General features: G+C 73.0%; 12 protein-coding genes. 1 reads left to right on the forward strand and 11 read right to left on the reverse strand.

Going from position 1 to position 12,961, the window contains the following annotated elements:
* Window positions 1-60: 60 nt before the first annotated feature.
* The 3 genes from rpe to fmt all read right to left on the reverse strand — a co-directional run bounded on the left by rpe (window position 61) and on the right by fmt (window position 3,305).
* Entirely contained in the window at window positions 61-744 is a 684-nt protein-coding gene (gene rpe / locus ACFXOA_RS18725) for a ribulose-phosphate 3-epimerase (RefSeq protein ID WP_385029208.1), read from the reverse strand.
* Window positions 745-847: 103 nt separating this feature from the next.
* The gene (locus ACFXOA_RS18730; protein WP_385029211.1) at window positions 848-2,281 is read right to left on the reverse strand and encodes an RsmB/NOP family class I SAM-dependent RNA methyltransferase; all 1,434 of its coding nucleotides are present in this window, start codon (window positions 2,279-2,281) and stop codon (window positions 848-850) included.
* Between the two features lie 91 nt (window positions 2,282-2,372).
* Window positions 2,373-3,305 carry a methionyl-tRNA formyltransferase gene (fmt, locus tag ACFXOA_RS18735; RefSeq protein ID WP_385029215.1) on the reverse strand — a complete coding sequence of 311 codons (933 nt, stop codon included), beginning with the start codon at window positions 3,303-3,305 and terminating at the stop codon, window positions 2,373-2,375.
* A gap of 260 nt (window positions 3,306-3,565) precedes the next feature.
* Between fmt and ACFXOA_RS18740 the strand changes: the two genes are divergently transcribed.
* Window positions 3,566-4,069 (forward strand): hypothetical protein, encoded by a 504-nt coding sequence (locus ACFXOA_RS18740; protein WP_385029218.1) that lies wholly within the window; start codon window positions 3,566-3,568, stop codon window positions 4,067-4,069.
* A 90-nt stretch (window positions 4,070-4,159) separates the two neighbouring features.
* On the opposite strand, the gene ACFXOA_RS18745 is transcribed toward ACFXOA_RS18740, so the two are convergent.
* The 8 genes from ACFXOA_RS18745 to ACFXOA_RS18780 form a co-directional block, all read right to left on the reverse strand.
* The gene (locus tag ACFXOA_RS18745) at window positions 4,160-6,298 is read right to left on the reverse strand and encodes a primosomal protein N' (RefSeq protein WP_385029221.1); all 2,139 of its coding nucleotides are present in this window, start codon (window positions 6,296-6,298) and stop codon (window positions 4,160-4,162) included.
* A 179-nt stretch (window positions 6,299-6,477) separates the two neighbouring features.
* Window positions 6,478-7,686 (reverse strand): methionine adenosyltransferase, encoded by a 1,209-nt coding sequence (gene metK, locus ACFXOA_RS18750; RefSeq protein WP_385029224.1) that lies wholly within the window; start codon window positions 7,684-7,686, stop codon window positions 6,478-6,480.
* 219 nt (window positions 7,687-7,905) lie between these two features.
* Window positions 7,906-9,117, reverse strand: a complete 1,212-nt coding sequence (gene coaBC, locus ACFXOA_RS18755) for a bifunctional phosphopantothenoylcysteine decarboxylase/phosphopantothenate--cysteine ligase CoaBC (protein WP_385029227.1) — start codon at window positions 9,115-9,117, stop codon at window positions 7,906-7,908.
* Between the two features lie 179 nt (window positions 9,118-9,296).
* Window positions 9,297-9,569, reverse strand: coding sequence for a DNA-directed RNA polymerase subunit omega (gene rpoZ, locus ACFXOA_RS18760; RefSeq protein ID WP_003970369.1), 273 nt, complete (start codon window positions 9,567-9,569; stop codon window positions 9,297-9,299).
* Window positions 9,570-9,671: 102 nt separating this feature from the next.
* The gene (gmk, locus tag ACFXOA_RS18765) at window positions 9,672-10,289 is read right to left on the reverse strand and encodes a guanylate kinase (protein WP_385029230.1); all 618 of its coding nucleotides are present in this window, start codon (window positions 10,287-10,289) and stop codon (window positions 9,672-9,674) included.
* A 39-nt stretch (window positions 10,290-10,328) separates the two neighbouring features.
* A complete protein-coding gene (locus ACFXOA_RS18770; RefSeq protein ID WP_003970367.1) occupies window positions 10,329-10,652 on the reverse strand; it encodes an integration host factor in 324 nt (107 codons plus the stop codon).
* Between the two features lie 245 nt (window positions 10,653-10,897).
* Window positions 10,898-11,737, reverse strand: coding sequence for an orotidine-5'-phosphate decarboxylase (gene pyrF / locus ACFXOA_RS18775; protein ID WP_385029233.1), 840 nt, complete (start codon window positions 11,735-11,737; stop codon window positions 10,898-10,900).
* Window positions 11,734-12,843 carry a quinone-dependent dihydroorotate dehydrogenase gene (locus tag ACFXOA_RS18780; RefSeq protein WP_385029236.1) on the reverse strand — a complete coding sequence of 370 codons (1,110 nt, stop codon included), beginning with the start codon at window positions 12,841-12,843 and terminating at the stop codon, window positions 11,734-11,736. The genes pyrF and ACFXOA_RS18780 overlap by 4 nt, the downstream gene beginning before the upstream one ends.
* Window positions 12,844-12,961: the final 118 nt, after the last annotated feature.

Consider the following 12,961-nt stretch of genomic DNA (forward strand, 5'->3'; position numbering starts at 1 on the left):
TCCTGTCAGATCCGGCGATGCTTGATCAGGCCCGTCGGGCCGCGTTCATCTGAGCTTGGTTCAGTGGCCGCATGCCCAGGGCGCCGAAGCGGTGACCGCGTCCGCCTGCGCGCGGAGCGCCCGCACCGCCTCGGCGGGGTCATCGGCCCCGTAGACGGCCGAACCGGCGACGAAGACGTCAGCGCCCGCCTCCGCGCACCGCTCGATGGTGGAGGCGGAGACCCCGCCGTCGACCTGCAGCCAGAGCTCGAGTCCGTGCTTGGCGATCAGCTGACGGGTGCGGCGGATCTTGGGGAGCATGATGTCGAGGAACGCCTGCCCGCCGAACCCCGGCTCGACCGTCATGATCAGCAGCATGTCCAGCTCGGGGAGCAGGTCCTCGTAGGGCTCGATGGGTGTGGCGGGCTTGAGCGCCATCGACGCGCGGGCGCCCTTGGCCCTGATCTCCCTCGCGAGCCGCACGGGTGCGGCCGCGGCCTCCACGTGGAAGGTGACCGAGCCCGCACCGGCCTCGACGTACTGCGGGGCCCAGCGGTCCGCGTCCTCGATCATGAGGTGGCAGTCCAGCGGGGTGTCCGTGGCCCTGCTCAGCGACTCCACGATGGGCACGCCCAGCGTCAGGTTGGGCACGAAGTGGTTGTCCATGACGTCGACATGGAGCCAGTCGGCGCCCTCCACGGCCTTCGCCTCCTCGGCAAGGCGGGCGAAGTCGGCGGACAGGATGCTGGGGTTGATCTGGGCCATGCCCCCAAGCCTGCCATGCTTCGCGCGACTTCCCCGCCCCGGTGGGCCTCAAAGCCTCACGGGATCATCACGGTTCGCGCAATCCCGGCTTTTCCACCCACGATCAGGCCGTGCGGCGCAGCAGGGCGAGGTACATGGCGTCGGTGCCGTGCAGATGCGGCCAGAGCTGGATGTCCGGACCGTCACCGAGCGCGGGCACACCGGGGAGGAGGGGGCGGGCGTCGATCCACTCGGCCTCGACCGGCGCTCCGCCTCGCCCCTTGAGCACGTCCTCGACGACGACCCTGGTCTCCGCGAGATGCGGTGAGCAGGTGGCGTACCCGACGACCCCGCCGATCCGGACGGCCTTCAGCGCCTCCCGCAACAGCCCGCGCTGCAGGGGCGCGAAGCCCTCCAGATCCTCCGGGCGGCGGCGCCAGCGGGACTCGGGGCGGCGGCGCAGCGCTCCGAGGCCCGAGCACGGGACGTCCATCAGCACGCGGTCGAAGGAGCCGGGCCGCCACGGCGGCCGCGTGCCGTCGGCGGTGATCACCTGGTACGGGCCGGGGTTGCCGGCCAGCGCCCGCTCGACGAGCCGGGCCCGGTGCGGCTGCTTCTCGGAGGCGAGCAGGGCCGCTCCGCGCTCCGCGGCGAGCGCGGCCAGCAGCGCGGCCTTGCCGCCCGGGCCCGCGCAGCCGTCGAGCCACCTGGTGTCGTCGCCCTCGACCGGGGCGTTCGCCAGGGCGGTGGCGACGAGCTGGCTGCCCTCGTCCTGTACTCCGGCGCTGCCGTCCCGCACCGCGGCCAGGGATCCGGGCTCGCCGCCCTCGGCCATCCGCACGGCGTAGGGCGACCAGCGGCCCGGCAGGCCGCTGTCCTCTCCGAGCGCGTCCAGCAGTTCCGCGGTGGTGGAGCGGCCGGGGCGGGCGGCCAGGGTGACCTCGGGCCGCTCGTTGTCGGCCTCCAGCAGGTCCTCGATCCCGGCGCGGCCGCCTCCCAGGGAGTCCCAGAGGGCGGAGACGACCCAGCGGGGGTGGGAGTGCACCACCGAGAGGTGCTCCTCGGCGTCCTCCTCGTACGGGGGCGCGACCCGCTCGACCCACTCCTCCAGGTCGTGCGCGGAGACCTTGCGGAGCACCGCGTTGACGAACTTGGCGCGGCCCTCCCCCAGCACGACCCTGGCCAGCTCGACGCTGGCGGAGACCGCGGCGTGGGTGGGGATGCGGGTGCCGAGAAGCTGGTGGACGCCCATGTTGAGCACGTCGAGGACCGGCGGGTCGACCTCGCGCAGCGGCCGGTCGATGCAGGCCGCGACGATCGCGTCGTAGGTGCCCTGGCGGCGGAGGGTCCCGTAGACCAGCTCGGTCGCCAGCGCGGCGTCCCTGCCCTCGAAGTCGCCCTTGGCGCGCGCCTTCTTCAGCAGCGGGGGCAGGACGAGGTTGGCGTAGGCGTCGCGTTCGTCGACCGCCCTGAGCACCTCGAAGGCGAGGAAGCGGACCGGGTCCTTCTTGGGACGCCGGTGCGGCTTGGCGGGACGGCGGCGCTGCTGGTCGTTCACGTGAAAGGTGCTCCGCTGATGGTGAGGGGGCCGAACCCGTCCAGCGTACGTCGCCGCCGCAGGGCCCCGGCCCCCGGCGGCGGCCCCGCCCTCAGGCTCCGAGCAGCTCGCCGTGGACGATGCGCACGCCGCGCGCCCAGTCGGCGGCCCGCATCGGCTTCTTGCCCTGCGGCTGGACCCAGAGCAGTTCCACGGCGTGCGAGCCCGTGCCGGCGTAGACGTTGTTCTTGCCCGCGGAGAGTTCGCCCGGCGCCAGGTCGGTGCGGTCGACGACGGGGACGGCCTGGACCAGCTTGAGGCGCTCACCGCGGAAGACGGTCCAGGCCCCGGGGGCGGGCGTGCAGCCGCGCACCACCCGGTCGACCCGCAGGGCGGGCGCGGACCACTCGACCTGTGCGTCCTCGACGTTGATCTTCGGCGCGAGCGTGACGCCGTCGGCCGGCTGGGGCACGGCGTGCAGGGTGCCGTCCTCGATGCCGTCCATCGTCGCCGCGAGCAGCCCCGCGCCCGCGAAGGCGAGCCGGGTGAGGAGGTCGCCGCTGGTGTCGGTGGGCCGGATCTCCTCGGTGAGGACCCCGTAGACGGGCCCCGAGTCCAGCCCTTCCTCGATCAGGAAGGTGGAGGCCCCGGTGACCTCGTCGCCCGCCATGAGCGAGTGCTGCACGGGCGCGGCACCCCGCCAGGCGGGCAGGAGGGAGAAGTGCAGGTTCACCCAGCCCCTGGCGGGCACGTCCAGCGCCACCTTGGGGAGCAGGGCGCCGTAGGCGACCACGGGGCAGCAGTCGGGCGCGATCTCGCGCAGCCGGGCCAGGAAGTCCTCGTCGCGGGGCCTGGCGGGCTTCAGCACCTCGATGCCGGCCTCCTCGGCGCGCTCGGCCACGGGGCTGGCGACCAGCCGGCGTCCGCGCCCGGCCGGCGCGTCGGGGCGGGTCACCACGGCGGCCACCTCGTGGCGCTCGGAGGCGATCAGGGCGTCCAGGGCGGGGACGGCGACCTCGGGGGTGCCTGCGAAGACGAGCTTCATGGGTGGCGGACTGCCTCTCGGGCCGGAACGAACGTGGCGAGCAGCACACAAGTCTAGTGCCGCGGCCGTCGCGGCCCCCTCCGGCCCGCCAGGGCCCGCGACGGGGGCGCACGCGGGGCCCGGGCGCCCCGCTCATGTGCGCATACGCCCCTCTTGCGTGACCACATGGCCGTGTGACGCGTTGGTCAAGAGAGATTGACCGAAGCGGACCGCCCTCGCGCGGTCCGATCCCTTTCAACGCCGGTTCGAAAGGCTTGTTCATGGCCGACCACGCAACCCACGACGCCCAGGCGCGTGCCCGTCTGCACCTGTTGGTGCGGGACATCGAGCGGGTCCGGCGGCAGGTGGACGCTCTGCGTACCCTGACTGCGCAGCTCGGCAACGTCTACCGCCCCCGCCGGTCCGGCCCGTCCGCGGGCTTCGTCGTCTACGGCAGGGCACCGGCCCCGACCGTCCGGCTGGCCCAGGAGCTGCGGGACAGCGTCGAGACGCTGGTGACGGCGGCGGTGGACTTCGACCGCTCGCTGGGCTTCTCGTGGGACGCGGTGGGTTCCGCCCTCGGGGTCACCAAGCAGGCGGTGCACCGCCGTTACGGCGCGCGCCGCGCCACCCCGCAGCCGGGGACTGCCGAGACCGCCCCGGAGACCGCCAACCGCGCGGTTGCGGCCGGACCGGGTTCGTCGCCCTCGGTGCCCGCGGCCCGTTCCATGCCGCCGCAGCCCTCCGACCGCCCCGGCGCCTTTCCCGGCCCGCGCAACGGCTGAGGCCGCTCGGCACCGGGGCCGCATCGCTCCGTGCGGGCGCCGCGGGGCGCCTCCCCACCGCCCTGACGCGGCCGGCGGTGTCCGGCCGCGTCACCCGATGTCCTGCGGGTCGATCCTGATACGGACCGGGTCTCCGGTGCCCTTGGCCGTACGGGCGGCCTGCGCGGCCTTCAGCGCGGCGGCGAGTGCCGCGCCCCTCCCGGGCGGAACCCTGACCAGGGCCCTCTCCCAGACGTCTCCGGGCGGCGGGCCGCCCTGTCTGCGGGGCCTGCCCGGTGCGGCGCCCGGGACCGGCACCGGGCCGAGCACCTCGGCCTCCGGGGGGAGGTCGGCACCGGCGAGACAGGCGGCCACCGCCTCCGGTGTGCCGGTCACCGAGGCCATGCGGGACACCGGCGGGAAACCGAGTTCCGCGCGCTCGGCGAGCTCGCGGCGAGCGTGACCGACCGGGTCCCAGCGGACCAGTGCCTGCACGGGCCGCAGCGTGGGCTCCGCGACGATCACCACGGTTCCGCCCTCGCTCTGCCCGCGCACCAGCGCGGCGGCCGCCGTCCAGCGGCGCAGCGCCTCCTCCCCCGCCCTGAGGTCGGGCCGGCCAACCATCGCCCACCCGTCCAGGAGCAATGCCGCCGCGTACCCTCCCTCGGCCACCGGCTCGGCGCCCGGGGTGCTCACGACGAGCGCCGGCTGATCGGGGACGGAGTCCAGGACGTGGTCGCGCCCCGACGTCCGCACCGGGACGGCGGGAAAGGCCCGGCCCAGCTCCTCGGCGGTGCGGCGGGCTCCGACGATCTGGGCCCGCAGGCGCAGACCGCCGCAGGCGGCGCAGCTCCACGCCGTCTCCGCCCGGCCGCACCACGCGCAGTCCAGGTCACGCTGGTCCGGGGCCTGCAGCGGCCCGGCGCAGTGCCGGCACCGCGCCGGCTCCCGGCAGCGCTCGCAGGCGAGCCGGGGGGCGTAGCCGCGGCGGGGCACCTGGACGAGGACGGGGCCGTCGCGCAGACCGTCGCGGACGGTCTGCCAGGCGAGAGTGGGCAGCCGCGCCGAACGGGCCGCGCCGTCCCGGGCCAGCTCCCCGTCGCCGACCGTACGGACGAGCGGCGCTGCGCTCCGCAGCTGTTCGCGGTCGGCCCGCAGAGGCAGGGCCCATCCGCTCTCGACCAGCTGCGCGGCCTCCACGGTGCAGCTCGTGCCGCCCAGCAGGAACGCGCAGCGGCCGTATGCCGCGCGGAGCTCCAGGACCTCCCTGACGTGCGGGAACGGGGCGTTGTCGTCGCTGTGGCTGGAGTCCCCGTCGTCCCAGACCGCGACCAGTCCCAGGTCGTCCACGGGCGCGAACATGGCGGCCCTGGTCCCGACGACCGCCCGCACCGAGCCGCGCCGGACCGCGAGCCACTGCCGGTAGCGCTTCTCGGGTCCCGAGTCCGCGGTCAGCAGGGCATGACGCCCCTCCCCCAGGACGGCGGTGAGCGCCTCGTCGACCCGCCCCGCGCTCCGCCCGTCGGGTACGACGACGAGGGCCCCGCGGCCCGAGGCGAGCGTCGCCGCCACGGCCCGCGCGATCTCCTGCGGCCAGTGCGGTCCGGGCAGCGCGGTCCACACCGCGCGGGGCGCACCTCCCTCGGCGAGGGCCCGCAGGAATCCGGGGCCCTGGGCGTACCGCTCCCAGGTCCCCGGCTCCGGGGCGGGCGGTGGGGGCAGCGGCGCCGGGGAGGGCTTGGCCTCCGCCCGGCCGTTGCGCGGCGGGACGGCGAGTTGCAGGACATCCGCGAGGCTGCCGGCGTAACGGTCCGCGACGGCACGGGAGAGGGCGAGCAGTTCGGGCGAGAGGACCGGCTCGGGTGAGACGACGTAGGCGAGGGCCGCCAGGGCCCCCTGGTAGTCCGATGTGGCGCGGCGCTCGATCAGGAAGCCGTCGACCAGACCTCCGCCCTCCCGCCTCCCGCCCCGGACCTGGCGCCCTCCGGCGCCGAAGCGGACCCGCACCCGCACGCCCGGCTGCGCCTCGGCGTCGAGCTCCTCGGGAACGGCGTAGTCGAAGTACTGGTCGAGATGGAGCGCGCCCCTGTTCACGAGGACGCGGGCGACGGGCAGTTCCCCGGCGAGCGCCGCCCCCCGCCAGGTCCGGGGCTTGGCCCGCGGCACCTTGGCGCGTCGCACCGTCTCCCGGATGAGGGCAAGCTGCTCGGGGGCCCCGGGCTCCTCGGCCCGCTCGTCGTCGCTGCTCACAGCCACCTTCCTACCAGACACCACTGACACGCCCCGGCCGCCGCCCGGGCGAGGGCGGACGCACGGGGGCCCGGACGCCGTGCGCGGCGTCCGGGCCCCTGCTGATGTTCTTCGAGCGTCTGTCCGGCCAAAGAGTGTCCCGCATCTCCCGGCGCTCGCCGGGAGATGCGGGACAGCCCTCAGAGACCCGCGGCCGTGCGCAGCGCGTCGACGCGGTCGGCACGCTCCCAGGTGAAGTCGGGGAGCTCGCGGCCGAAGTGGCCGTACGCCGCCGTCTGGGCGTAGATCGGGCGGAGCAGGTCGAGGTCGCGGATGATCGCGGCCGGGCGGAGGTCGAAGACCTCACCGATGGCGTGCTCGATCTTCTCCGTGTCGACCGCGGCCGTGCCGAAGGTCTCGACGAACAGGCCCACCGGCTCGGCCTTGCCGATCGCGTAGGCGACCTGGACCTCGCAGCGGGTGGCGAGGCCGGCCGCGACGACGTTCTTGGCGACCCACCGCATGGCGTAGGCGGCCGAGCGGTCGACCTTGGACGGGTCCTTGCCGGAGAAGGCACCGCCGCCGTGGCGGGCCATGCCGCCGTAGGTGTCGATGATGATCTTGCGGCCGGTGAGGCCGGCGTCGCCCATCGGGCCGCCGATCTCGAAGCGGCCGGTCGGGTTCACCAGCAGCCGGTAGCCCTCGGTGTCCAGCTTGATGCCGTCCTCGATGAGCTGGTTCAGGACGTGCTCGACGACGAACTCGCGGATGTCGGGCGCGAGCAGCGAGTCCAGGTCGATGTCGGAGGCGTGCTGCGAGGAGACGACCACCGTGTCGAGCCGGACGGCCTTGTCGCCGTCGTACTCGATGGTGACCTGGGTCTTGCCGTCCGGGCGCAGGTAGGGGATGGTCCCGTTCTTGCGGACCTCGGAGAGGCGGCGCGAGAGCCGGTGCGCGAGGTGGATCGGCAGCGGCATCAGCTCGGGCGTCTCGTCGCAGGCGTAGCCGAACATCAGCCCCTGGTCGCCGGCGCCCTGCTTGTCGAGCTCGTCCTCGTCCCCCTCGACCCGCTTCTCGTACGCGGTGTCGACGCCCTGGGCGATGTCCGGGGACTGCGCCCCGATGGACACCGAGACGCCGCAGGAGGCTCCGTCGAAGCCCTTCTTGGAGGAGTCGTAACCGATCTCCAGCACCTTGTTGCGCACGAGGTTGGGGATGTCGGCGTAGGCCTTGGTGGTGACCTCACCCGCGACATGCACCAGACCGGTGGTGATCAGGGTCTCGACGGCGACGCGCGAGGAGGGGTCCTCGCGGAGGAGGGCGTCGAGGATCGTGTCGCTGATCTGGTCAGCGATCTTGTCGGGGTGGCCCTCGGTGACGGACTCCGAGGTGAAGAGACGGCGGGACACATCGCTCCCTGGGGTTGCAGCGGCTGCTGGCTGATCATTTGATGGAACTCCGGGAGCTGCGCCCGGCACATTCCGTCGACCAGTTTATCGGTCGCTTCCGGTGATTGGGTCACGCGTCTCGCCCCTTGGGAGGTCTGTGACCTGCCGCACTGTTGACAGCGGTACGACAATCCCCCCATCCGGGCGTGACACGTGGGTTCCTTCCCTGACCGGCGGCACTTACGCAATCCGGCCGAAACGCGCCGCGACCAGGTCCCACACCGTATCGGCAAGAGCCTCCTTGGGCCCATACGGCACGGCGGTCTCGCTCCCGTCGGTCCCGAGGACGACCGCCTCGTTCTCCTCCGAGCCGAAGGTCTTGCGCTCCCCCACCTCGTTCACCACGAGCAGGTCGCAGCCCTTGCGGCGGAGCTTCTCCCTGCCGTGGGCGAGGACGTCGTCGGTCTCGGCGGCGAACCCGACGACGATCTGACCGGATCTCGACCGCTCGGCCGCGACCTCGGCGAGGATGTCGGGATTGCGGACGAGTGCGACGGGTTCGGGCTCGTGGCCGTCCTTCTTCTTGATCTTCCCGGTCGCGTACTCGGCCGGACGGAAGTCGGCGACCGCGGCCGCCATCACGACCACGTCCGCGTCGGCCGCGGCCTTCACCACGGCCTCGCGCAACTGGACCGCGGTACCCACGCGCAGGACGTCGGCGCCCGCCGGGTCGGGCAGCCCGGTGTTCGCCTCCACGAGGGTCACCCGGGCGCCGCGGGCCACGGCGGTGCGGGCGAGAGCGTAGCCCTGCTTGCCCGAGGACCGGTTGCCCAGGTAGCGCACCGGGTCGAGCGGCTCCCGCGTCCCCCCGGCGCTGATCACCACGTGCCGGCCGGCGAGGTCCGGCTCGACGGGGCCACGGGCCAGTACGCGCCGGCAGACCTCGTAGATCTCACCGGGGTCGGGCAGCCGGCCCTTGCCGGTGTCGACACCGGTGAGCCTCCCGACGGCGGGCTCGATGACGACGGCGCCACGGCGGCGCAGGGTCGCGACGTTCTCCCGGGTGGCGGGGTGCTCCCACATCTCGGTGTGCATGGCGGGCGCGAAGACCACCGGACAGCGCGCGGTGAGGAGGGTGTTGGTGAGCAGGTCGTCGGCCAGCCCGTGGGCCGCCTTGGCGAGCATGTCGGCGGTGGCGGGGGCGACCACGACGAGATCCGCCGCCTGGCCGATGCGGACGTGCGGCACCTCGTGCACGCTCTCCCACACCTCGCTCGACACCGGGTTGCCGGAAAGGGCCGACCAGGTGGCGGCCCCGACGAAGTTCAGCGACGCCTCGGTCGGGACGACCCGCACGTCGTGGCCGGACTCGGTCAGCCGCCGCAGCAGCTCGCACGCCTTGTACGCGGCGATGCCTCCGCTGACCCCCAGGACGACCCTAGGCTTCTCCACTGCGTCTCCCCGCACTCGTGTCTCCGCACTCGTGTGCGGCGTCGTGACGTACTCCCCCATGCTGCCTCACCGCACCGGGCGGTCCGCGCGGGGTGCGGACACACCTGCGGACACACCACAGGCCCGGCGGGTACCGACCGCCGGGCCTGTGGTGAAGGTGCGTCGCCGCGTACCGCTGATTACTGCGCGGGGCCCTCGATGGCCTCGGAGGTCAGCAGTCCAGCGTTGATCTCGCGGAGCGCGATCGAGAGCGGCTTCTCGTGCACGTGGGTGTCGACGAGCGGACCGACGTACTCGAGGAGGCCTTCGCCGAGCTGCGAGTAGTACGCGTTGATCTGGCGCGCGCGCTTGGCGGCGTAGATCACGAGGCTGTACTTCGAGTCGGTGGCCTCGAGGAGCTCATCAATCGGCGGGTTGATGATGCCCTCGGGCGTGGTGATGGAAGAGGACACTCTCTGCCTTCCGAAGGGGATAGAGATCAAAGAGATCTTTGATCATGCTGGTTCCGCAGTGGTGATGCTCTGCGTCCGTGGACCGTGGAGGGACCGGGTGGGTCAGCTCTCGGTACCGCGGAGGCCGGAAGCCTGCAGCATCAACGTTAGCAGCTCGCGTGCGACGTCCTCGACGGAGGTGTTGACGAGCGTCGTGTCGAACTCCGACTCGGCGGCCAGTTCGACCTTGGCCGCCGCGAGCCGGCGTTCGATCACGTCGGGCGCCTCGGTCCCCCGGCCGGTGAGCCGGCGGACCAGCTCGTCCCAGCCGGGCGGTGCGAGGAAGACGAGCTGCGCCTCGGGCATCGACTGGCGGACCAGCCGGGCGCCCTGGAGGTCGATCTCGAGCAGCACCGGCTCGCCCGCCTCGAGGCGGTCGAGCACGGCCCGGCGCGGGGTTCCGTACCGGTTGCCCGCGAACTCGGCCCACTCCAGCAGCTCGCCGTTGGCGATCAGCTTGTCGAACTCCTCGTCGTCGACGAAGAAGTAGTGGACACCGTTGCGCTCTCCGGGGCGGGGCTTGCGTGTCGTGGCCGACACGGAGAGCCACACCTCGGGGTGGACCTTGCGCATGTGGGCGACGACCGTGCTCTTGCCGACCCCGGAGGGGCCGGAGAGCACGGTCAGCCGCGGACGTACGTCCGGGGGTACGGGGGACGTCCCCCGGGATGTTGCAGCCATGGGGCCGATTATCCCCGCTCTCAGGAGTGCCCGAGAACGTCAGGCCGGGCTGCCGCCGAACTCACGCTCCAGGGATGCGATCTGGTTGGAGCCGAGACCCCGGACCCGGCGGCTCTCGGAGATGCCCAGCCGCTCCATGATCTGCTTGGCACGGACCTTGCCGACGCCCGGGAGGGACTCGAGGAGGGCGGAGACCTTCATCTTGCCGATGACGTCGTTCTCCTGGCCCTGCTTGATGACCTCGTGGAGCGAGGCGCCGGAGTGCTTGAGTCGATTCTTGACCTCGGCCCGCTCCCGGCGAGCCGCGGCGGCCTTTTCGAGCGCGGCTGCGCGCTGTTCAGGGGTAAGGGGCGGAAGAGCCACGCCTACGTCACCTCGGATGTCGATCTGTCGGATACGGACCGGCGGGGAGCCCTGATGGCCCCACACCTGGTGAGCAACGAACAACGCGTGCTCGTTGGCTCTCGACGGAGACTAGCGGCCAAGGCCGCCCGAGTCAGCGAGAACAGCGGAAAAGTCCTGGTCAGCCTCTGTCGACCCGGACATATCGGCCATAACAACCCCGTTTTCGGGTCAGGTTTCCGTCAACAGCCAGTTACGTGGCATGGTCAGCTTCCCTGAACGGCCGTACGGATCTCGTCCGCGAACCGTCCGGCGGCCTCGCGCAGCCCTGCCGCGTCCGGTCCGTGGCGGAGCACGCCCCGGCTCACGCTGGGGACGACGTTGCCCACCGCGGCGCCGAAGACGCGCGGCAGATCCGCCGGCGTGGCGCCCTGCGCGCCGATGCCCGGGGCGAGCAGCGGGCCGTTGACCGACAGATCGGCGCCCGCGTCACCGAGGGTGGCTCCGACGACCGCGCCGACGGAGCCGAGCGGCGTCGCGCCCGCGTTCTCCGCGGCCATGTGGTCGAGCATCACCTGGGCGAGTGACCGGCCGTCCGCGGAGGTCGCCCGCTGCACCTCGGCACCCTCCGGGTTCGAGGTGAGGGCGAGCACGAAGACCCCCGCGCCGGAGACCGCGGCGGCGTCGAGCGCGGGGCGCAGCGAGCCGAATCCGAGGTAAGGGGAGACGGTGACCGCGTCGGAGAAGAGCGGCGAGTCCTTGTCGAGGTAGGTGGCGGCGTAGGCGCCCATCGTGGAGCCGATGTCGCCCCGCTTGGCGTCCATGAGCACGAGGGCTCCCGCCGCGCGCGCCTCCTCGACGGCCTTCTCCAGGACCGCGATCCCGCGCGAGCCGAAGCGTTCGAAGAACGCGGACTGCGGCTTGAGCACGGCGACCCGGTCGGCCAGCGCCTCCACGACCGTCCGGGTGAAGCGCTCCAGGCCGGCGACGTCGTCGTTCAGGCCCCAGGAGGTGAGGAGCGAGGCGTGCGGGTCGATGCCGACGCAGAGCGGCCCGCGGGTGTCCATGGCGTGGCGCAGTCGCGCGCCGAAGGGTTCAAGGGTCACTGCACGGCCTTCCGTGTCTCGGCGCCGACGGCCTCGGCGAGGGTGGCGTAGGGGGATGCGGCGAGGCGCGCCGCCAGGCCCTTGTGGATCGAGCGGGCGTAGAACGGGCCCTCGTAGATGAAGGCGCTGTAGCCCTGCACCAGGGTGGCGCCCGCCAGGATGCGCTGCCAGGCGTCCTCGGCGGTCTCGATGCCTCCGACGCCCACCAGGGTGATCCGGGTGCCCACACGGGCGTACAGGCGGCTCAGGACCTCCAGGGATCGCTCCTTGAGGGGCGCCCCGGAGAGACCGCCGGTCTCCCCGGTCAGGGAGGCTGGGGACTTCAGGCCGAGGCCGTCCCTGGCGATCGTGGTGTTGGTGGCGATGATGCCGTCCAGGCCGAGCTCGACGGCCAGGTCGGCGACCGCGTCGACGTCCTCGTCCGCGAGGTCCGGGGCGATCTTGACGAGCAGCGGCACCCTGCGGGCGGTGACGGTGCGGTCGGCCGCCTCGCGCACCGCGCTGAGCAGCGGGCGGAGCGCCTCGGTGGCCTGGAGGTTGCGCAGACCGGGGGTGTTCGGGGAGGAGACGTTGACGACGAGGTAGTCGGCGTGGGCGGCCAGCCGCTCGGTCGACTTCACGTAGTCGCCGACCGCTTCGGCCTCGGGGACGACCTTCGTCTTGCCGATGTTGACGCCGACGGTCGTACGGAAGACCGGGTTGCGGGCGGCGAGGCGCTCGGCCACGGCCGCGGAGCCCTCGTTGTTGAAGCCCATGCGGTTGATCAGGGCCCGGTCGGCGACCAGGCGGAAGAGCCGCTTCTTCGGGTTGCCCGGCTGGGGCTCACCCGTGACCGTGCCGATCTCGATGTGGTCGAAGCCGAGCATCGACATCCCGTCGATGGCCACGGCGTTCTTGTCGAATCCGGCGGCGAGTCCGAAGGGTCCGTGCATCCGCAGGCCGAGGGCCTCGGTGCGCAGTTCCTCGTACCGGGGGGCGAGCGCGGCGGCGACGAAGGTGCGCAGCACGGGGATACGGGCGGCGAGGCGGATCCAGCGGAAGGCCAGGTGGTGCGCCCCCTCGGGGTCCATCCGCTTGAAGACCAGCTGGAAGAAGAGTTTGTACATCTGGGTGTCCTCATGAAGAGGGGGACACCGTTTCCGGTGTCCCCCTGCTGGGCGGCTTGGCCGTGCGTCGGATCAGGCCGGATCAGGCCCGGTGCGAGCCGGACCCCGCGGGCCCGGC

The organism is Streptomyces sp. NPDC059166 (assembly GCF_042755185.1).
Taxonomy (GTDB): domain Bacteria; phylum Actinomycetota; class Actinomycetes; order Streptomycetales; family Streptomycetaceae; genus Streptomyces.